We start from the raw sequence: 20,788 nt of genomic DNA, 5'->3' as shown, positions 1-20,788 counted from the left end.
GATTCAGGTGAAAGATCAGGAAAAAAATAATGCCGATGCCAGTGTGGGGCTGATGACGCTGCGATGGATGGTGATCAGTTCCTGATTGCTGCGGCCTTCGCGCTCGACATAGGCACCGCCCAGACGTCGCTGTTCGACGGTTTTCAAATGCGCGGCGGTGAATGAAGTTAAGGGGTCGTCAAGGTTGGCGTAGTGAAAGTGGGCGTACCACAGGACTTTACCGCTCTGCTTGTCGAGAATCGGGTATTCCAGCAGATAGTCTTTGCGTGGGCCTTTGAGCCGGCGGCGTTCGGTGGATCGAGTAATCGTCACTTCTTGCTTGCTGTACAACCATTCGACTCGCGCCGCAGTCGGGGGCTGCTGTTTGGTGATTTCGATCCGAGCCGTTCGACCTCTGGCATAAAGTGCCGTGGCTTCTCTTTCGAGTTGCTGACGCACTTCGGTAGCGGAAGCGGTTTTGCTTTCGACGTGATTGCCAGAGGTGAGTGCTTTGTCGATCTTGTCCATGGCATCGCGCAGACGCGTGGCGTGCAGGTAATAGATCTCCTCGATCTCCGTGGGGTTGCGTTGCGCCCGCGCTATGTGTGACTGGGTGCGCTGCCTGAAGGCTGGCAGTTCGTCGAGCAATTCCCTGGCGCTCTGCAGGCTCTTCGAAAGCCCAGGGCCTGGCTTTGGCAATCCGACCGGTTTGGCAGGAACTCTCTCGACCCAGTTGCCTGGGGTTTTTTCGTGAAAGGTGGCAATCACTTTACCGGTCAATGGCGCTACCACATCGACAAGATCGCCGTCCTGCCCACTGCGCCTTGGTTGACCGACCAGTGTGCCTTTGTAACGGGTCTTGATGATTTTACGCGCCGGCGGCAATGACGATTTCGATGGCCCGGCGACGGGCTCGACCAGGCGTTGCTCGCGTAACAGGTTGGACAGGTGCTGTACGGCATCCTGATGGAATGCGCCGACGTGGCGTTTAACCTGCTCAAGGCGTTCGCTGACCAGATACTGTGGATACTCACTGACAAGATCGCCAAACCTCTGGTCGATGACGTCGAACTGTTCCACCAGATTGTTCATCGCTTCCACGCGCTCGACGAGCTGGTTGAAACCTTCTTCCGCCCTCAAGTCGAGCACGCTCTGAATGTTCAGAGAGGCGTCCTCGACGAGATTCTCCAGAGCGGCACGCGCACCCTCGCGAGACGCTCCCGCTTCGGCCGACAGACACAGTTCCTGACCCAAAGTTATTTGCAACAGCTTCAAGTCTTCCAGCGAGAACTTTGGCAGTTTGGCTTTGTATTGGCGGATGACGGCGACAGCTTCTTTGCCAAGCATGTTCAACTCGGTGAAACGGCTGTGGGCAAATTCGATTTTGTCGATGATGCCCTTTGTCAGGTCAGACATTTTTTCGAACGGTTCGGAGCGCTCTGCGGCAGCTTCGCTGGCGTTCTCGTCAAGTAGCACGAGCGTCTGTGCAAGGCTGTCGCGAAATGCCGTGTAGGTCTCGTCGATCCAGCTCTGCATGAGGAATAACTGCAAGGAAAGCCGTTCGAGCATTGCACTGCGATAGTTGGGTACCGCTTCGAGAAGGTTCAGCGCTTTCAGGCAGTCGATGTGGCTGCTGTAGTCATTCATTTGGGCGTCGAGCGTATCGAGAAATGCCTGGCGGGTGCTTTCAGCATTTTCCGGGGTGGCCACCAGCATGGCACTCCGGACTTTGGACAACTCACTGCTCTTGCCGGGAAGGCTGGCATCTAATACAGCCATATCACTTTTTTTCTGTCTTAACTGTTCGGCATTCTTTTTCAGTAACTGTTTACGTCGACTTTTGAGGCCGCCGGCGCGCAGGCGCAGGCGTAAATCGACAAACCATTGCCCACGCGCATTGGCGAGCAACAGCGGACCGGTGCGCATGGGTTGCTGGCGCGTGTCGATGATCTGCACATCTTCATTGTCATTGAGACCGACTTCGAACCAGCGTTCGCCGACCTCGGCGTACCACTTTTGCCCGGCGCTGCGAAGATGGCGGTACGCGCCTTCGGTCGCGGCTGTTGCCAGCGGTTCCGGTCGGCTCACCTTCAGACTGTCGAGTATCGTGCCCAGTCTCGAAGACGATTGTTCCAGGGCTCCGAGCACGTGCAGCGACAGCTCGTGATTGCCCGGCAGTTCAGTGCCACTGATGTCCGCAAGACGATTGAAGCGAATGCTCGCGGGCGCTGCGGGTTTGCTGGCTGGAGGGGTTTTCTCGGGGAGAACGCCGGATCGCGCTCGCTGCGGTTGCTTGCGTGTCGCGGCTCGATGCGCGAGCGCCATGCCCAGCGACAGGAGGATGTCGGTCAGCGCGGTCCAGGGCACGGGTTGCTGCTGGTTTTGTGCATCGGTGACCTCTTGCAGGTCGTCCATTATTTGCCAGATCCACGCCGCAGTACCGACGCTACGCCCCAGAAACGGCAGCGCCGCATTGAACAGTGCCCAGCCACCGCGCTTGAGTGTGGCCCAGCGGGCTTCGACATTCGACACCGACACGCGATCGGCCAAAGTGATCAGTGCCTCGGTGTTGGTTTTGAACAGGCTTGCCAATACTTCCGGCTCGATCACCTGGCCAGACATAGTCACGTTTGCACGGTCATCTGTCGCCGAGCCTGGGTCGATCAACAGTTGCGGAATGGTCCACGCCGAAGGCAGGGTTCCGGGAAAAACGTATTGCGAATAATCGAAGCGTACCTTGTCCGGCAACCAGGCCAGTACCGACTGGCGCAGTGGGTTCGAATGCTTGATCGCGTACAGCAGATTTGCCCTTGACGGGTATTGCAGCAGCGGCACATCGAACAACGGACGATAGAGCAGGCAAGGGCCCTTGTCCGCATCGCGTGGGCCGATCACGAACATGTTGACCACTTCGTCTGCGCTATCGCTGGCCTTATCACTTTTGACGAATGCCAGGGGGCGCACGACGATATCCTCGCCATCGACGCGTCTGTCCGTCGGTTCCACGGCCAGCGCCGCCACGACGTAGCGATAACCTTGCTCATCAATGCCTGCTTCGCCACGGATCTTGTGTTGCAGCGCCAGCAACGATAACTCAACGGGCAATTGCCGGCTGTAGACCTGCTGCAGACGTGCAGCCTGGGTTTTATCTTCGACCAGGCGTTGCTTGAGCAACTGCGGATAGGTCTTGCCGATATCGACCGACGTGACCAGGTTTTCCAGGTACGCGGCGGTCATCCATTTCGGCACCGGTGTCTTACTGTTGCGGTAGCGTACCGACAGGTCGCCCAGTGGCAAGCCGGCCAGATTCTGCAGCGCCAGATCGACCAGGGACAAGGTCAGGGTCTGCGGCTGTTCCGGTGCGACAAATGTGCCCCAGACCACAACGCTGGTATCGATTATTTCCACTTCTTGCAGCTTGAAGTTCTGGGTCGGTGTCCGGTCGATCGCCTTTTTCAGCTTGTCGAGGGTAAAAGCCTGGATATCGGGGATTTCGCTCTGAAAACTCTTGCCCGAATTCTGTTGCTGCACGGCGACCAGATCCAGCAGGTGCCGGCTATAGCGGGTCTGGTCTGCGGGTGAGGCATTGTCCAGCCAGGACGGCAGGGCGTGTGCGGTGTGGGTGAAGCGGCGGGACAGGTTTGACTCGGCGGCCGGGCTGGCGCCGCTGCCCAGATGCGCGAGAGCAATCGAGTCATTACGGCGTTTGAAAAAGTCGACTTCACCGATCGCCTGGGCTTCCAGCGCAATCAGCGCGCAGGCTTGCTGATCGAAAAAATTGCCTGTTGGCTCGAATAGCCGCCATTGCACTTGAAGCGCATCGGCGCCGGGCTGCAGAGGCCACTGCAAGGACTTTTCCAGGTCGGTGAAGCTGTCGAAGCACTGGAATCCCTGAGGAACCGAATGCGTGAGGATGATGGTCCGTTCGCCTTTGCTGCCGAGCAGAACAGCCGTGTCGAGGACATTGAGATGGCTACGGTCGGTGGTATCGCCCAGATCAAGGTCGATCAGACAGGTGCGAGTCTGATAGGTGTCCTCGAGCGCTCGTTCGGTTTTGTCCGGGTTCTTGAAAACGCCTAGCGCCATTGCCCGTTGATCGGCATCCCAACCGTTGTCGGCGCTGACGTTCCAGACCTGCTGCAAGGTCTCTGAAAGTTGGTGCCAGCGCGGTACGGAAGGGCTGATGGTTTCGTTCCAGTAATCGATCTGCTGTTCTTCCAGCGCCGTGAGCAGCAGCGGGGCGAGTTCGTTGAGCAAGGCGCCAACCGCTTCGATGTCTACGGGTAACTGGACACAAGGCATGACGTCCGGTTGTTCGGTAAGAAAATGTTCGCCGTCGATGAGCGTGATCGCGGTGCCAGACAGGGCCAGCCGTACCAGTGCATCGGTGAGCGACTCGAAATGGTAGGGCCCCGCGACGATTTGCCGGCCATCGGAGCGCCAGGTCGGCGTGGCAACAATGGCCAAGGTCGGATCGATGACCTGTTGCGGGTATGACTTTACCAGGGCAGGAAGCAAGGCGTTCGCCGCCACTTCACTGAGCGACGGGCCACTCACCAGTTGGCTGAGTACATCGATGGCGCTGGGCGCCGGTTTTTCTGACATGACCATATCCTTGGCTGACGTTTGCGGCCGCTGCGATGCGCAGCGCCGGACGACAGCACGTTAGATCAGTGGCCGTGGCGGCAGGTGGTACATAGTTATCGCAGGCAAAAAAAGACCCGCGGGCGCGCGGGTCCGTTTTTTACCTGATGGCTCAAGTCCCTGATTTGATTTTGGTCCAGGCCCGCGTGCGTGCCCGCTCGGCATCACGAGGCAACGGTTGCAGGGTGTACAGCGTGCTCATCGCCGCATCCGTCGGGTACAGGTTGGGATTGTTGCGGATCGCCGGATCGACCCGTTCGGTGGCGTCCTTGTTCGGGTTTGGATAACCGACAAAGTCGCTGACCGGTGCGATCACCGCTGGCTGCAGGAGGTAATTGATGAAGGTGTAGGCGTCCTCGGTGTTCTTCGCACCCTTGGGTATCGCGAGCATGTCGAACCAGATCGGTGCGCCTTCCTTGGGCAGGCGCATATCGACCACCACACCGTTTTTGGCTTCCTTGGCGCGGTTGGCGGCTTGCGAGAAGCTGCCGGAATAGCCGACCGCCACGCAGATGTCGCCGTTGGCGATATCGGCCATGTACTTGGACGAATGGAAGTAGGTCACGTACGGACGGATCTTCATCAGCAGCGCTTCGGCCTTGGCGTAATCCGCCGGGTTCTTGCTGTTCGGATCGAGACCCAGGTGTTGCAGGGCCAGCGGCAGGATCTCCGACGGCGAATCGAGCAGGGCGACGCCGCACTGTTTGAGCTTGCTGATGTTCTCTTCCTTGAAGATCAGATCCCAGCTGTCCACCGGCGCATTGTCGCCCAGCGCAGCTTTTACCTTGGCTGGGTTGAAGCCAATCAGGATGGTGCCGTACATGTACGGCACGGCGAATTTGTTGCCCGGATCGTTGGCTTCGATCAGCTTCATCAGTTTCGGATCGAGGTGGCTCCAGTTCGGCAGCTTGCTGCGATCCAGCGGCTGGAATACCCCGGCTTCGATCTGCTTGGCGAGGAACACGTTGGACGGCACTACCACGTCGTATCCGGAATTGCCGGTGAGCAGCTTGGCTTCCAGTGCTTCGTTGGTGTCGAAGATGTCGTAGACCAGTTTGGTCTGGGTGTTCTGTGCCTTGAAGTCTTCAAGGGCCTTGGGCGTGATGTAGTCGAACCAGTTGTAGACGCGCAACGTGCGTTCTTCAGCGTGGACGACCCCGCTCAGCAGCGCGGCGCACAAGGCCGGCACGATGACCTGCTTGAGGGTTTTCATTGTTCGAAACCTTCCAGCACGTTCACCGCGTTGATGCCGATTTCTTCGACGGCATAGCCACCTTCCATGACGAACAGCGTCGGCTTGCCGAGGGCGGCAATACGCTTGCCCATCGCCAGGTAGTCCGGGCTGTCGAGCTTGAACTGCGAGATGGGATCGTCCTTGAACGTATCGACACCCAGCGACACGACAATGATGTCGGCAGCGTAACGGTCGATCTCGGCGCAAGCCTGTTCGAGTGCCGCGCTCCAGGCAGCCCAGCCGGAGCCGGCCGGCAATGGGTAGTTGAAGTTGAAACCTTCACCGGCGCCTTCTCCGCGTTCGTCGTCATAGCCGAGGAAGAACGGGAATTCCGCTTCCGGGTGGCCGTGGATCGAGGTGAACAGAACATCGCTGCGTTCATAGAAAATCGATTGCGTGCCGTTACCGTGGTGATAGTCGACGTCGAGGATTGCGACTTTCTTGTGGCCCTGATCGAGGAATGCCTGAGCGGCGATGGCGGCGTTGTTGAGGTAGCAATAACCGCCCATCAAATCGCTGGCGGCGTGGTGTCCCGGTGGACGGCACAGGGCGAAGGCACTGCGCGCGCCAGCCTGGATCTGCGCTTGCGCGGTCAGGGCAACTTGCGCTGCGCTGTACGCCGCTTGCCAGGTGCCGGCGGTGATCGGTGCGCCGCCGTCGAAACTGTAATAGCCGAGTTGGCCATGCAGGCTGGTCGGTTTGATTGCGCGCAGGGTGCGTGCCGGCCAGGTGTAGGGCAGCAGATCACCGTCGGTATTGAATTCGGTCCAGCGATCCCAGGCACCTTTGAAGAAGTCGAGGTAGTCGCGGCTGTGAATGCGCGCGATGGGTTCGAGACCGAAATCCTTCGGCGCCTCGACCGGGCCGAGGTTCTGGTTTTGCACCCGTTGCAGTACGTGGTCGGCGCGCGACGGCATTTCGAAGCACGGTTTGAGCTGGCCATCGATGAGTTCGCAGCGGCCATGGTGCAGGTGGTGATCGTCTGAGTAGATCGTCAGCATTTGTTGTTCTCCGCAGGGCTGATTCGGTTGCCCCCAGTGTTGCGGCGCGAGGCGAATCGGAGAACGGCAGGAAAGGCCAAAAGGGGATCGATATGGCCAAAAATCCTGACCGAAATTCGCCCCCTGAGGATCAAAGGATCGCAGTCTTCGGCAGCTCCTGCACCGATCCCTGTAGGAGCTGCCGAAGGCTGCGATCTTTTGACTTTCAAGCCCTGAACTGGCTGGGGGCGACACCGCTCCAGCGCACGAAGGCGTGGCGAAAACTCGCGGTCTCGCTGAAGCCAAGGGTTTCGGCGATACGGTAAATCGGCAGTTGATCCTCACACAGCATCTGCTTGGCCCGTTCAAAGCGCAGTTCATCGAGCAGTTCCTGGTAACTGCTGCCCATGTCCTTCAGATGCCGGCGCAGGGTGCGCGGCGAACAGTTCATTTGCTGCGCCAGACCTTCCAGACCCGGCGCGGGGTTCAACTGGGCACAGAGCAACTGACGGATGCGTCCGAGCCAGGCCTGACGCCCGGTAAACTCCAGGTTTTGCTTGCGACAGCGCTCGGCCATCGCCTGGTGGGTGATGGCATCGGCCAATGGCAACGGCTGATCGAGCCAGCGCCGGTCGAAGGCAAAGGCGTTGTCCTTGGCGGCGAAGTGCAGCGGGCTGTCGAAGTGTTCGGCGTAGCTGTGGCGGTAATCCGGTGCAGCGTGTTCGAATCGTGTAGCGAGCAGCGGCAGAGGATGGCCGAGCAAGTCGTCACAGATCAGTTTCAGCGAAACCAGGCAGAACTCGGCATTGAATACCGCCATGGCAGGACTTTCGCGGTAGTCGGCTGCCACGAACCAGACGCGCTGGCCGTCGTCTTCCAGGCTCAGTTCGAAAAGTGTTCCCAGCAGCGCCGGATATTTGATTGCCAGGCGCAATGCGTCACCGAAGGTGGCACAGGTCAGCAGTGCGTAACCGAGAATGCCGTAACAGGAAACGTGCATCCGACGACCCAATTCAAGGCCGATGTCGTGTTTGAGAGCGACCGCGTTGGCGCAGACCTGCATCTCCTGATTGGTGGTGATGCGCGTATCGGCCCGGTGCAAATCTGCCGCACTGATGCCGCTGCCGGCCAGTAGCGCGTCGCTCGACAAGCCTTCGGCCTTGAAGGTGTTGAGTATCAGAGAAACGGCGTTGAGGGTGGTGAGGTGGGAGTGCAGCATGGTCGCCTCCGTTCGGGTTCGCAGGAATCGAGCAAGTAGCGTGCCGCGCGAGACGCCCGCGCGTTGGCGGGCGTTCGCATGGTTCGTCCGGGCGACTCAATCGCTGTTGAAAAACAACGTTTGCGCCTGATCCAGGCCGATCATGCTGCGATAGTAGGCCAGCCGCTGTGTGCCACTCAGTCCGCGGATGCTATTGGACTCCTGCCCCTGTTGCTGCTCCAGCGGGGTTTTGAGGCGTGCATAAAGGAACGACTTGTTCGGCACCCACGAAGTCGAATAAAGGAAGTGCGCATACCAGAGCACTTTGCGTGTGGTCCGGTCGGTGACGGTGTATTCGTCCAGATAGAGTGCCTTGGCACCTTTGAGGCGTCGCCGGGTGACGGTTTTGGCGATATTGATTGCGTTGTTTTTCTGTAGTCGCGAAACCGCCATCAGCGTGGGTGGTTGCTCTTTGGTCATTTTCAGCAGGGCTGTGCTGGCCTTCAGGTAGAGATCGTCGACGGCATCGCTGAGCTTTTTGTTGATGACTGCGGCCGAGCGCAGGTTGCTCTCGGTGGCATTTTTGTCTGTCAGTGCCTGTTCGATGGCACTACTGATGTGTTCCAGTTGCAGGGCCTGTTGATGAAACAGAAACTCGACGCCGACTGGCGAGCGCCCCGGCTGTTTGATGAGTTCATCCATGCGGGTAGTAAACGCTGCCAGCGTATCGAGCAAGGTCTGTCCTTTGTTCAGGCTGGTTTCAAGTGCGGGGGTCGGGATCTTGGGTGACGTATTGCTTACACGTTCAACCCAGACTCCGGGTGTCTTCTGATGGAACGTGGCAATCACCTTGTTGGTAAGAGGTGACTTGATGTCGACCAGATCGGTTCCCAGTCCCTGTCCAGTCAGGCGTGGCTCACCGATCAGCATGCCGTTGTAGCGTGTATGGATGAACTTCTTCTTTGGCCGCGGCGGTTGTGGAGGTGGCACTGGCTGGCTTCTCAAGGTATCCCGTTCTTCAAGTACCAGTACCAGATTGCGTTTTGCGTTGCGGTTGAGCTGATCGAGTTGTCCGCGTAACCGCGCAAAGGGCTCTTCAAGCACCTGTTCGGCGTAGGTGGTGTTGAAGTCCCCAAGACGTTCATCGAGCACGTTGAACTGCTCGATCAGGTCGTTGAGGCTATCAATGCGCTCGTCGAGCCGGGCGACGCTGCGCTCCTCCAGTGTGTCGCGCAATGCCTGCACGGCAATGTCGGCGGTGTCGACAATCTGGTCAAGGATGCGCCAGGCTTCGGCGGCCGTTGCCACTGAGTGTTCGGCCAGGCAAGTGTTGCGCGCCAGCGTCACCTGCAACGCCTTGAGGTCGTCGATCGAATACGCCGGAAGTGTTCTGCGGGTGTGTTGAATCAGGTGCAACCCATCCCTTTTGAACGTTTTCAGCTCTTGCATTCGCGCTTGAATATTCTCAAGTAGGGTAATCATGTCCTGATTGAGCGTGATCATCTGTCGCGCCTCGGCAATTTGTCGATCCTCCCGGGCTTCGGCCTGCCGTTCGAGATGATTCAGTACGCTGCGCAATTTTGGCGTGAAGACGGTCAATGCTTCACGAATGCCGGCATGCGTGAGTTCAAGTTGAGCCTTGAGGTAGCTGAGGGATTTCTGCTGATAGTCGGCCGTTGGCGAAAACACATGCAATGCCTTGAGATCGCTCAAGGCTTCTCCATAGGCGGCTCGTTGTGTTTCCAGCGTCTTAAGGAATTGTTCTCGGTGAGTCGCAACCGTTTCGGTGGTGGCCGTGCTCATCGCCTGATGGGCTTTTTCAAGTTCTTGCTGCGCAGTCGCTTTGCGGTTTTCGAATGCCTCCAGCCGGGTGCGCAGTTTGCCCGCCTCCACTTTACCTTCGGCTTCAGCCGCACGCGTCATGCTGGTTGAGCCGCCGCCGCGCAAGCGCAATCGGGTATCGACGAACCATTCTCCACGTAGATTGCTGAACAGCGCAGGACCGGAGCGCGTCGCTGTTTGCGCATCGATGATGTTCACCGTGCCGTTCTCATCTACCGTGACTTCGTACCAGTCCTTGCCTACCGGCGCGTAGCATTTTTTACCCTGGCGATGGAGATGAAGATAGCGGCCTTTTTCCGTACTGGCAGCCCCCAGTCCTTCCGGGCGCTTGATCTTGAAGCGGTTCAGCACGAGGCTGAGGCTGGTCGGCGTTTGATTCACCGCTCCGCTGATGTTCAGCGATTGCTGCAAGTCTGTCACTTCGTGGGGAGCGCCGTTGTCGAGTTGCTTGAGGGTGCGTGCCGGTACTGAAGGCAGTGGATCTTTAGCCGGCTTTGAGGTGACTGATTCTTGACGGGATCGTGGGTTTTGCGGACTGCGGGCGGCAATATGCAGAGTGATCGCCATGGCCAGATTGAGCAGCGCATCGGTGAGCGCTGCCCATTGCTCGGGTTTGTCGCCTTGTTCATGTGCTTCTTGAAGTGCTTGCAGTTGATCCATGATCTGCCAGATCCACGTGGCGACGCCAGCGACGCGCCCAAGAAACGGTAGGACGCCGTTGAAAAGTATCCAGCCTGCACGCTTGAAACTGGCCCAGCGATTTTCGCTGTTGGATACCGACTGGCGGTCGGCAAGCTCAACCATTGCCTGCGCGTTGGCTTTGAACAACGCGGTGGGGAGATCGCCGGCGAGCTTTTTTGAACTCAGGCCGATCGGCCCGCTCATCATGATGAGTTTGCTGGAATCGATCAGAAACTCGGTGACCGACCAAGGTGACGGCAAGGTGCCGGGGAAAACATAGTTGGCATAGTCGCTGCGGGCGTTGTCCGGCAACCAGGCCAGCACCGAGTCGCGCAGGCTGGACGATTGCTGGATGGCGTAGAGCAAGTTGCTGGTTGACGGATATTGGCTCAGGGGCTGGTCGAGCATCGGGCGATACAACAGACATGGCCCGGCGGTCGGGTCTTCGGGACCGATCACGAACATGTTGGCGACTTCGTCCTCGGTGCCGTCAGTTCTGCGCTTGGGGATAAAGGCCAGCGCACGCATGACAATGGTCTGATCCTCGACTACACGATTTTTACTGTCGGTTTCCAGTACGGCCATGACATAGCGGTATCCACGCGCATCAATACCAGCCTCGCCGCGAATCTTGCATTGCAGGGCCAGCAAAGGTAGCTGGATGCGCAAGTGTCGGGCGAACAGAGTCTGTCGGGCAGCCACTGTCGACGTGCTGTCGAGCAATTGTTTTTTGATCAGCGCCGGGTAGGTTGTACCGATGTCCGCGCGGGTGACGAGATCTTCCAGATAATCCACGGTCAGCCATGAAGGCAACGTCTTGTCGCGCGTTGAGACAAGGGTTTTGTTGCCCAGAGGGGGAACCGCGATCAGATTCTGCAAGGCCAGCTCGACGACACTGAAGTTGTAGGTGTCGATCTTTCCCGGAACGGTAAACGTGCCCCAGATCACCGGGCTTTTCACCCGCAGTTGAAGCGACTCCAGCGCCGTTTCCAGTTCGGGTGCGGTGCGCAATTGTTCAGCGTGCTCAAGCAGGGTTTGGGCATGCAGGGTATTCAGTTGGCTCAACGCATATTCGCTGATCGGCAGGATGCCATCCAGATAGGATTTTCCAGCGTTCTGACTGTTTAACGCGGCCAGATCCTTCAGGTGGCGAGAGTAGTTGTTCAGGTCGGGCAGGGAAGCGTTACTCAGCCAGTCGGGCAGGGCGTCCCTGAACCAGTCCAGGCTCGGACTGTTATTTTTCGCAGACTCATGCACTTCAGGTGTCGATGTGGATATTGGTTTTTCGGCTTCAGTCGAAACGCTGTGAGAGAAGTCCAGCGAACCGATCACATCGATTTGAATGGAGACCAATGCACAGGCCTGATAGTCGAAAATACTGCCGAGGGGTTCAAGCAACCGCCATTCCAAATTGCGGTAGGTCTGGGCCGCGCTGATGTGCTCGGGCAAGCTTTCTCCGAGCTTTTCCAGAGAGTCGAACTTCTGGTAACCATTAAGTAATGAATGGGCAAGGATGACCGTTTTGGTCTCCTGTTTGCCGATCAACACCACCATCGAAACTTCGTTCAGGTGTTTGACGTCATCGCCATCGATCAGGTCGATAGCGATCAGGTACGCGTTAACCTGATAGGCATCTTCGGGTTTTCTGTCGGCGTGCACTGGCGTTTGATAAAGCGTGCGTGCCATCGCGCAGTCAGTATCACTCCATCCTTCTATTTGATTGACGTTCCAGAGGCTGCGCAGGGTGCCGGCCAACGCATGCCAGCGTGGCCCGGAGCTGTCATCGCTGTTGTTCCAGTACGCAAGCTGCTGTTCCTGAAAAGCCGTGAGCATCACCGGTGCCAGCAGATTGAGCAGGCTGGCGATTTCGTCAATTCGCACCGGCAAGTGTACGGCAGGTTCGCTGATCGGTTGTTGCGCCAGAAAGTGTTCGCCCTCGATGTAGAGGGCCGGGATGCCGTGCACGACCTGGTTGGCGAGAATTTCAGTGAGTGCCTGATAAGTCGTGGTTCCGGCCACAATCTGGTCGTCGATCAGCGACCAGTACGGGCTACCGACCATTGTGATGGCGGGATCCAGATCCAGCGCGGGATACTTTTCGCGCAAATGCTGGCGCAGCAGGACGGAGGCCACATCGCGCAAGTCGGGTCCGACACTGAGTTGAGTGATCAGCGCTTCAATGGGTTTGGCGTCGCTGACGGCTTGTGGAGTGGAGCTTGAGCTGGATGAAATCATCGTGCATCCCTGCATTGGTGATGGAGCTTCCCGAGGCCAGGCCTCGGGGTTGCTTCATGCTAGGGGGGCACGATTGGGTGATGGTGGTAGATATATATGCTGCGCGGTTTTAATCCTGACAGTCGGAGCGATCAGCTCAGTTCGCCACACAGGTCGAGTTCGATCAGGCGACGTATTTCGGCGTTTTCCAGGCCGGCGCCGAGCAAACCATGCAATTTGCCGAACGCCGCTTCACGGGTCATGCCGCCGCCCGACAGCACGCCGACGCTACGCAGCCGACTGCCGGCTTCATACACATCCAGCTCGACGCCGCCTTCATGGCACTGCGTCACCGCCACCACCACCACGCCGTTATTGCGCGCGCGGCCGAGGCTGGCGAGAAATTCGGCGTTGTCACTCGGTCCGGTGCCGCTGCCGTAGCACTCCAGCACCAGGCCCTGAATGCCGCTGTCGAGCAGGCTATCGACAATCTCGGCGCCTATGCCTGGAAACAGTGGCAGCACGCCAACCTTGGCCAGTTGTTTCGGCTGGTTGTAGTTCAATGACGCAGGAATCGAGGTGGCTTTGTCTCCGCCGCCCTGACGCTCCAGGCGCTTGAACGGATGACGGCCAAAGCTGCGCACTTTCGCGCAACGGGTCGGGTCCAGCCGTTCACCATGGAAGTACAGATGCACACCTGGCGCCAGGCCTTGGCCGAGCGCGACCAGTGCGCCGCCGAGGTTTTCCCAGGCATCACTATCGGTCACGCCGGCCGGCAGCATGGAGCCGGTAAAGCACACACGCGCGTGCAGCCCGAGGAGCTGGAAACTCATGGCTGCGGCGCTGTACGCCAGCGTGTCGGTGCCATGCAGGATCAGCACGCTGTCGCAGCCTTGCACGTCAACGGCATCGACCACCGCTTCACGCAGTTGCTGCCAATAGGCCGGAGTCATGTTGGCGCTGTCGATCAGCGGCGACATCTCACGGAAGCGCCAGTGTGGCACGGCGAGTTCAGGCTGGCTGTGCAGGTAGTCGCGCATCCGCGCTTCGAAACCGGACGCCGGCGCCAGGCCATTGGCGCTGGCCTGCATGCCGATGGTGCCACCGGTGTAGAGCACCATGACGTGTTGGGCGGCGGGGTAAGTCGAAGGGTTCATAGGATTCTCCGAAACGATGAGTTCCTTGTGGGAGCGGGCTTGCTCGCGAATGCGGTGTGTCAGATACATTAATTTCGACTGACACACCGCATTCGCGAGCAAGCCCGCTCCCACAGGTAATGCATTGCACTGTAACTGACGGGCGCAGGGGATGCGCCCGCCATTCACCTGTCAGCGTTGCGCTGCAGGTACGCCTTGCGGCTCGGCTTCGGTCTTGCCGGCAGCGGCAGACGGGGTCGGCCAGGCTTTCAGGTCGAGGTCCAGATCAGCGAATTTGCTCGAGTCGAACACTGGCTGTTTGACGCCGGCGCGGCGCTGCCCGTCGTAGTCGCGCATCACACGCATGCCGACCTTGAACAGCATGGCCAGGGCCACCAGGTTGACGAACGCCAGGCAGGTCATGGTGATGTCGGCGAAGGCGAACACGGTCGACAGATCCTGCATCGAACCCCAGACCACCAGCGCCAGCACCAGGCCACGGAAAATCATCAGTGCGGCGCGGTTGCGGGTGAGGAATTGCAGGCTGTTCTCGCCCAGGTAGTAGTTGTAGAGGATGCAGGTGAAGACGAACAGCGACAGCGCGACGCTGACGAACATGCGACCCCAGTCACCGACCACGGCCGCCAGCGAGTTCTGGGTCAGGACGATGCCGTCACCTTCGAAGCCCGGGGTGTAAAAACCCGACAACAGGATCAGCAGCGCGGTGCAGGTGCAGATCACGAAGGTATCGAGGAACACGCTGAAGGCCTGAACCACGCCTTGCGCGCCCGGGTGCTTTACGGCGGCCACGGCGGCGACGTTCGGCGCACTGCCCAGACCCGCTTCGTTGGCGAATACGCCACGCTTCACGCCCATGACGATGGCGCTGCCGAGCAGGCCGCCAAAGGCCGGGTCGAGGCCGAAGGCGCTCTTGAAGATGGTTTCCAGCATGGCCGGCACGTGTTCGATCTGAGTACCGATCACGTACAAGGTCACGCCGATATAGGCCAGCGTCTTGATCGGAACCAGCAGGTCGGACACCGAGGCAATACGCTTGATGCCGCCGATGAAGGTGATGGCCAGCAACACCGCGAGGACGATACCGGTGTGTTGTGGATTGAACTCAAAGGCGTTCTGCAGCGAGTGGGTCACGGTGTAGGACTGCAGGCCGATGAAGGCGAAGCCGTAGGTGACCAGCAGCAGGACGGAAAACACCACCGCCATGCCTTTGAGCTTGAGGCCGTGCTGGATGTAGTAGGCCGGGCCGCCACGGTACAGGCCGTCGCCCTCGGCGCGCTTGTAGACTTGGGCCAGAGTGCACTCGAAGAAGCTGCTGGACATGCCGACCAGTGCGGTCACCCACATCCAGAACACCGCACCCGGACCACCGAGGGTCACGGCGATGCCGACACCGGCGATGTTGCCTGCGCCCACTCGGCCGGCGAGGCTGAGCATTAGGGCCTGGAACGAGCTGAGTTGCCCGGCGCTGCCTTTGAGGCTGTCGCGGAACACCGCGAACATGTGGAAGAAGTGACGCAACTGAACGAAACGCGAGCGAATCGTGAAGTAGCTACCGAGCCCGACAATGAGCACGATCAGTACTTTCCCTGAGAGGAAGTCGTTAATGACTTCGAGCATGGATTTTTCCTCGCTGTTTATTGTGTAAGCAAATGCTGGAAGGTCGGAAACATCGCGTTACACCGGTTTGCGCGCGGCACAACAGGTGAGGCGAGGGTTTCGTCCCCGATCCATTTCGCGGGTTTGTTATTAGTTCGGGTTTCGCATGGGTTATGGCCTCGTTACCGACGACCGCTCACGCGAAGAGGGGCGGCACTATACCGATCAGTGGCGCGCCCGTCTGCACGGTAGTGGTGCAAGCGACGAAACGAGGTTGCTGCAAGATCAAAAGATCGCAGCCTTCGGCAGCTCTTACAGGTGTACGTCAATCAATGCAGGAGCTGCCGAAGGCTGCGATCTTGGCGGTATCAAATACACAAAACATTTAACGTCCTACCCGCAAAGAAGTTAAAAAAAAGGGCCTGGGGAATAATCCCCAAGCCCTCAAAAGGTGAGAGGTGTCTAGTCCCTCGACCTGGTGAGCGGTGCTACAAGTAACGTGTCGGTTCAGCCTTTGAGCGGAACCAGACGCGGAGCAATCATGTTTTCCGGGCGCAGGATGTCGGCGAGCATGGCTTCGTCGAGCAGACCCTCTTCGCGCACCAGTTCCAGCACGCCGCGGCCGCTTTCAAGAGCGAGACCGGCGATGCGGGTGGCGTTTTTGTAGCCGATGTACGGGTTCAGTGCGGTGACCAGACCGATCGAGTGCTCGACCAGTTCGCGGCAGCGCGCTTCGTTGGCGGTGATGCCGACGATGCAGTGCTCGCGCAGCATGTCCATGGCGCGTTGCAGCAGGCGGATCGAGTCGAAGATCTTGAAAGCGATCAGCGGCTCCATCACGTTCAGTTGCAGTTGACCGCCTTCGGCTGCCATGGTCAGCGCCAGGTCGTTACCGATGACCTGGAAAGCCACTTGGTTCACAGCTTCCGGAATAACCGGGTTGACCTTGCCGGGCATGATCGAGCTGCCTGGCTGACGCGCTGGCAGGTTGATTTCGTTGATGCCGGTGCGTGGGCCGCTGGACAGCAGGCGCAGGTCGTTGCAGATCTTCGACAGCTTGACCGCGGTGCGCTTGAGCATGCCGGAGAACAGGACGAAGGCGCCCATGTCAGAAGTCGCTTCGATCAGGTCGGCGGCCGGAACCAGCGGTTGACCGCTGATCAGGGCCAGACGCTGAACAGCCAGCGCTTGATAACGCGGGTCGGCGTTGATGCCGGTACCGATCGCGGTGCCGCCCAGGTTCACTTCAGTCAGCAGTTCCGGGGCCAGCGTCTTCAGACGGGCCAGGTCTTCGCCCATGGTGGTGGCGAAGGCACGGAATTCCTGGCCGAGGGTCATCGGCACGGCGTCTTGCAGTTGGGTACGGCCCATTTTCAGGACGTGATCGAATTCTTTGCCCTTGGCCGCGAACGCCTGAATCAAGCTGTCGAGGCTGGCCAGCAGGGTGTCGTGACCGAGCAGCAGGCCCAGACGGATTGCCGTCGGGTAGGCGTCGTTGGTCGACTGCGCCATGTTGACGTCGTCGTTCGGGTGCAGGAACTGGTACTCGCCTTTCTCGTGGCCCATTGCTTCGAGCGCAATGTTGGCGATCACTTCGTTGGCGTTCATGTTGGTGGAAGTACCGGCGCCACCTTGAATCATGTCGACCACGAACTCTTCGTGGTAATCACCGCGGATCAATCGGGCACAGGCTTCGCTGATGGCAGCGTGCTTGGCTTCGCTCAGGTGACCCAACTCGCGGTTGGCGTCAGCAGCGGCCTGTTTGACCATTGCCAGACCGACAACCAGTTTCGGGTAATGCGAAATCGGAACGCCGGAGAGACGGAAGTTGTTCACCGCTCGCAGGGTCTGGATGCCGTAATACGCTTGAGCCGGTACTTCGAGGGCGCCAAGCAGGTCGTTTTCTGTGCGGAAAGATGCAGCGGAGGACATGATAGAAATCATCTCGATATGGACCCGGTCTGTGCCGGAACGCTGCGAATGCTAGGCTTGTGCGAATTTTTGGGCCAATGCTGTTAAGCACTGGCCTATGCACATTCGGCATAATGCCCATGTGACGCCGCGTGCGCGGCAGACGTGTGACCTGTTTTGGTGCGTGTCCGGGAGGACGTGATGAATCTGGAAAGCAAATGGCTCGAGGACTTCAGTGCTCTGGCCGCCACCCGCAGCTTCTCGCAAGCAGCCGAACGGCGCTTCGTGACCCAGCCGGCATTCAGTCGGCGGATCCGCAGTCTGGAGGCTGCGCTGGGGCTGACCTTGGTCAATCGCTCACGCACGCCTGTCGAACTGACGGCGGCGGGGCAGTTGTTTCTGGTGACCGCGCGCACGGTGGTCGAACAGCTCGGTGAAGTGCTGCGCCATCTGCATCATCTGGAAGGCGGGCAGGGCGAAGTGATGCAAGTTGCTGCCGCGCACTCGCTGGCGCTGGGCTTCTTCCCGCGCTGGATCGCGCAGTTGCGTAATGAAGGTTTGAACATCGCCACGCGGTTGGTCGCGACCAACGTCGGTGACGCGGTACATGCGTTGCGTGAGGGTGGTTGCGATCTGATGCTGGCGTTCTACGACCCGGACGCGGCGATGCAGATGGACCCGGAAATTTTCCCGTCGCTGCATTTGGGCCAGACCGAGATGTTGCCAGTGTGCGCGGCGGATGCCGAGGGCAAGCCGCTGTTCGATCTGGAAGGGGAAGCGAGTGTGCCGTTGCTGGCGTATAGCGCTGGGGCGTTTCTTGGCCGCTCGGTGAATGGATTGTTGCGTCAGCGTCAGCTGCGCTTCACGACCATCTATGAAACGGCGATGGCCGACAGCCTGAAAAGCATGGCGCTGGAAGGACTGGGTATTGCCTGGGTGCCACAGTTGAGCGTGCGCGCGGAACTGGCTCGCGGCGAACTGGTGGTCTGCGGCGGCCCGCAATGGCATGTGCCACTGGAGATCCGCCTGTATCGCTGCGCCTTGGTGCGCAAGGCCAACGTACGCTTGCTGTGGCGCAAGCTCGAAGGGGGCGCTGCACAAGCTTCCTGAAAAGATCGCAGCCTTCGGCAGCTCCTACATTGCAATGCATATCCCTGTAGGAGCTGCCGAAGGCTGCGATCTTTTGATCTTTTTGGCTGACCTTCAGGTCAATAAAACCGGGCATTTGCGGCAGATGACAGATGGTCGCGCAGGGGGCTGTTTATTGCTTTCATTGCGGTATACTGCGCGGCCTTCGGCCGGCACGTCCGGCCATTTTTCGTACAATCAAGCCACGCAACCTGCGTGGCTTGTTGTTTTATGACGCGCCTGCGGGCGCTCCAGAGAGAAGAGGCGCGACGATGAGTGCACTGGTTGGCGTGATCATGGGCTCCAAGTCCGATTGGTCCACCCTTAGCCACACCGCCGATATGCTGGAAAAGCTCGGCATCCCGTACGAGGTAAAAGTGGTCTCTGCCCACCGCACCCCGGATCTGCTGTTCCAGTACGCCGAAGAGGCTGAAGGCCGTGGCATCGAGGTGATTATCGCCGGTGCCGGTGGCGCAGCCCATTTGCCAGGCATGTGTGCGGCCAAGACCCACCTGCCGGTACTGGGCGTGCCAGTGCAGTCGGCCATGCTCTCGGGCGTCGACTCGCTGCTGTCGATCGTGCAGATGCCAGCGGGCATTCCGGTCGCCACCCTGGCTATCGGCAAGGCCGGCGCGATCAACGCCGCGTTGCTCTCGGCGAGCATCCTCGGCGCCAAGCACCCACAGTTCCACGCGGTACTGAAAACCTTCCGTGCCGAGCAGACAGACAGCGTCCTGGACAATCCAGATCCACGTATTGCCTGAGGTTGTTGAGATGAAGATCGGTGTAATCGGTGGCGGCCAGTTGGGTCGCATGTTGGCCCTGGCGGGCACTCCGCTGGGCATGAACTTCGCTTTTCTCGACCCTGCGCCGGACGCTTGCGCCGCTGCATTGGGCGAACACCTGCGGGCCGATTACGGCGATCAGGATCATCTGCGCCAATTGGCCGATGAAGTCGATCTGGTGACCTTCGAATTCGAAAGCGTCCCGGCCGAAACCGTGGCATTCCTGTCGCAATTCGTCCCGGTCTACCCAAGCGCCGAAGCCCTGCGCATCGCTCGTGATCGCTGGTTCGAAAAGAGCATGTTCAAGGACCTGGGCATTCCGACTCCGGCCTTCGCCGACATTCAATCGCAAGCCGATCTGGATGCCGCCGTGGCTTCGATCGGTCTGCCGGCCGTGCTGAAAACCCGTACTTTGGGTTACGACGGCAAGGGCCAGAAAGTCCTGCGCACACCTGCAGATGTGGTTGGCACCTTCGCCGAGCTGGGCAGCGTTGCCTGCCTGCTGGAAGGTTTCGTACCGTTCACCGGTGAAGTCTCGCTGATCGCCGTGCGTGCCCGCGATGGTGAAACCAGGTTCTATCCGCTGGTACACAACACCCACGACAGCGGCATTCTCAAGCTGTCCGTTGCCAGTACCGATCACCCGTTGCAGGCGTTGGCCGAAGACTACTCGAGCCGTGTGCTCAAGCAGTTGAACTACGTCGGTGTGATGGCGTTCGAGTTCTTTGAAGTCGACGGTGGCCTCAAGGCCAACGAAATCGCCCCGCGCGTGCACAACTCCGGGCACTGGACCACCGAAGGCGCCGAGTGCAGCCAGTTCGAAAACCACCTGCGCGCCGTTGCCGGCCTGCCGCTGGGTTCGACGGCCAAGGTCGGCGAAAGCGCGATGCTCAACTTCATTGGCGTTGTGCCGCCGGTTGAGAAGGTCATCGCCATCGAAGATTGCCATCTGCATCACTACGGCAAAGCCTTCAAGGCCGGGCGCAAGGTCGGTCACGCCAACCTGCGCTGCGCCGACATGGCCACGCTGCAGGCGCAGATCGTCAAGGTCGAAGCGCTGATCGCCGAGTAACGACAGTTTCATGTGGCAGCGGCGGAACCATTCAGGGGCCGCCGTTCTCTCATGGCAGGATGCCAAAGTCTGACTAGGCTTTGGCATATCTATCATTGAGAGGGAATTGCCATGGGTATTATCGGAACCATCTTTATCGGCTTGATCGTCGGCCTGCTGGCGCGGTTCCTGAAACCGGGCGATGACAGCATGGGCTGGATCATGACCATCCTGCTCGGTATCGGCGGTTCGCTGGCGGCCACTTACGGCGGCCAGGCTCTGGGCATCTATCAGGCAGGTCAGGGCGCAGGTTTCATTGGCGCACTGGTCGGCGCGATCGTGTTGCTGGTGATCTACGGCCTGATCAAAAAGAACTGATCCAAAGCGA

The 20,788-nt window shown here is 59.2% G+C and carries 13 protein-coding genes; 5 read left to right on the top strand and 8 right to left on the bottom strand.

Annotation, left to right across the window (positions count from 1 at the left end):
• Positions 1-15: 15 nt before the first annotated feature.
• From C2E19_RS00605 to C2E19_RS00585, 5 genes are all read right to left on the bottom strand, one after another.
• Positions 16-4,584: a dermonecrotic toxin domain-containing protein gene (locus C2E19_RS00605; protein ID WP_129386726.1), complete on the bottom strand. Its 4,569-nt coding sequence runs from the start codon at positions 4,582-4,584 to the stop codon at positions 16-18.
• Between the two features lie 151 nt (positions 4,585-4,735).
• Positions 4,736-5,836 (bottom strand): polyamine ABC transporter substrate-binding protein, encoded by a 1,101-nt coding sequence (locus tag C2E19_RS00600; protein ID WP_129386723.1) that lies wholly within the window; start codon positions 5,834-5,836, stop codon positions 4,736-4,738.
• Positions 5,833-6,858 carry a histone deacetylase family protein gene (locus tag C2E19_RS00595; protein WP_129386719.1) on the bottom strand — a complete coding sequence of 342 codons (1,026 nt, stop codon included), beginning with the start codon at positions 6,856-6,858 and terminating at the stop codon, positions 5,833-5,835. Before C2E19_RS00595 ends, C2E19_RS00600 begins: the two co-directional genes overlap by 4 nt.
• A 205-nt stretch (positions 6,859-7,063) precedes the next feature.
• Positions 7,064-8,056: an AraC family transcriptional regulator gene (locus tag C2E19_RS00590; RefSeq protein WP_129386716.1), complete on the bottom strand. Its 993-nt coding sequence runs from the start codon at positions 8,054-8,056 to the stop codon at positions 7,064-7,066.
• Positions 8,057-8,152: 96 nt separating this feature from the next.
• Positions 8,153-12,313, bottom strand: coding sequence for a dermonecrotic toxin domain-containing protein (locus tag C2E19_RS00585; protein ID WP_256661270.1), 4,161 nt, complete (start codon positions 12,311-12,313; stop codon positions 8,153-8,155).
• 3 nt (positions 12,314-12,316) lie between these two features.
• Between C2E19_RS00585 and C2E19_RS29105 the strand changes: the two genes are divergently transcribed.
• Entirely contained in the window at positions 12,317-12,778 is a 462-nt protein-coding gene (locus C2E19_RS29105) for a hypothetical protein (RefSeq protein WP_256661269.1), read from the top strand.
• Positions 12,779-12,924: 146 nt separating this feature from the next.
• Here the strand turns inward: C2E19_RS29105 and C2E19_RS00580 are convergent, their stop codons facing one another.
• From C2E19_RS00580 to C2E19_RS00570, 3 genes are all read right to left on the bottom strand, one after another.
• A complete protein-coding gene (locus tag C2E19_RS00580) occupies positions 12,925-13,929 on the bottom strand; it encodes an asparaginase (protein ID WP_129386711.1) in 1,005 nt (334 codons plus the stop codon).
• Positions 13,930-14,100: 171 nt separating this feature from the next.
• A complete protein-coding gene (locus tag C2E19_RS00575) occupies positions 14,101-15,546 on the bottom strand; it encodes a sodium:alanine symporter family protein (RefSeq protein WP_129386708.1) in 1,446 nt (481 codons plus the stop codon).
• A 486-nt stretch (positions 15,547-16,032) separates the two neighbouring features.
• Positions 16,033-17,457: an aspartate ammonia-lyase gene (locus tag C2E19_RS00570; protein WP_129386705.1), complete on the bottom strand. Its 1,425-nt coding sequence runs from the start codon at positions 17,455-17,457 to the stop codon at positions 16,033-16,035.
• Between the two features lie 180 nt (positions 17,458-17,637).
• Between C2E19_RS00570 and C2E19_RS00565 the strand changes: the two genes are divergently transcribed.
• From C2E19_RS00565 to C2E19_RS00550, 4 genes are all read left to right on the top strand, one after another.
• Positions 17,638-18,546 carry a LysR substrate-binding domain-containing protein gene (locus C2E19_RS00565; protein ID WP_129386702.1) on the top strand — a complete coding sequence of 303 codons (909 nt, stop codon included), beginning with the start codon at positions 17,638-17,640 and terminating at the stop codon, positions 18,544-18,546.
• A 290-nt stretch (positions 18,547-18,836) separates the two neighbouring features.
• The gene (gene purE, locus C2E19_RS00560) at positions 18,837-19,328 is read left to right on the top strand and encodes a 5-(carboxyamino)imidazole ribonucleotide mutase (RefSeq protein ID WP_007954291.1); all 492 of its coding nucleotides are present in this window, start codon (positions 18,837-18,839) and stop codon (positions 19,326-19,328) included.
• Between the two features lie 10 nt (positions 19,329-19,338).
• Entirely contained in the window at positions 19,339-20,421 is a 1,083-nt protein-coding gene (locus C2E19_RS00555) for a 5-(carboxyamino)imidazole ribonucleotide synthase (protein ID WP_129386700.1), read from the top strand.
• A 111-nt stretch (positions 20,422-20,532) separates the two neighbouring features.
• Positions 20,533-20,778 carry a GlsB/YeaQ/YmgE family stress response membrane protein gene (locus C2E19_RS00550; protein ID WP_003229635.1) on the top strand — a complete coding sequence of 82 codons (246 nt, stop codon included), beginning with the start codon at positions 20,533-20,535 and terminating at the stop codon, positions 20,776-20,778.
• Positions 20,779-20,788 lie beyond the last annotated feature (10 nt).

Source organism: Pseudomonas sp. DTU12.3 (assembly GCF_004124275.1).
Lineage (GTDB): Bacteria > Pseudomonadota > Gammaproteobacteria > Pseudomonadales > Pseudomonadaceae > Aquipseudomonas > Aquipseudomonas helmanticensis.
The sequence above is the reverse complement of the archived record's forward strand: the minus strand, read 5'-3'. Positions and strand labels throughout refer to the sequence as shown.

Bases quoted from the DNA above. Each gene is read 5' to 3' on its own strand.
- C2E19_RS00580 (WP_129386711.1), bottom strand. From the start codon at position 13,929: ATGAACCCTTCGACTTACCCCGCCGCCCAACACGTCATGGTGCTCTAC.
- C2E19_RS00575 (WP_129386708.1), bottom strand. From the start codon at position 15,546: ATGCTCGAAGTCATTAACGACTTCCTCTCAGGGAAAGTACTGATCGTG.
- C2E19_RS00570 (WP_129386705.1), bottom strand. From the start codon at position 17,457: ATGTCCTCCGCTGCATCTTTCCGCACAGAAAACGACCTGCTTGGCGCC.
- C2E19_RS00565 (WP_129386702.1), top strand. From the start codon at position 17,638: ATGAATCTGGAAAGCAAATGGCTCGAGGACTTCAGTGCTCTGGCCGCC.
- C2E19_RS00555 (WP_129386700.1), top strand. From the start codon at position 19,339: ATGAAGATCGGTGTAATCGGTGGCGGCCAGTTGGGTCGCATGTTGGCC.
- C2E19_RS00600 (WP_129386723.1), bottom strand. From the start codon at position 5,836: ATGAAAACCCTCAAGCAGGTCATCGTGCCGGCCTTGTGCGCCGCGCTG.
- C2E19_RS00605 (WP_129386726.1), bottom strand. From the start codon at position 4,584: ATGTCAGAAAAACCGGCGCCCAGCGCCATCGATGTACTCAGCCAACTG.
- C2E19_RS00550 (WP_003229635.1), top strand. From the start codon at position 20,533: ATGGGTATTATCGGAACCATCTTTATCGGCTTGATCGTCGGCCTGCTG.
- C2E19_RS29105 (WP_256661269.1), top strand. From the start codon at position 12,317: ATGCCAGCGTGGCCCGGAGCTGTCATCGCTGTTGTTCCAGTACGCAAG.
- purE (WP_007954291.1), top strand. From the start codon at position 18,837: ATGAGTGCACTGGTTGGCGTGATCATGGGCTCCAAGTCCGATTGGTCC.
- C2E19_RS00590 (WP_129386716.1), bottom strand. From the start codon at position 8,056: ATGCTGCACTCCCACCTCACCACCCTCAACGCCGTTTCTCTGATACTC.
- C2E19_RS00595 (WP_129386719.1), bottom strand. From the start codon at position 6,858: ATGCTGACGATCTACTCAGACGATCACCACCTGCACCATGGCCGCTGC.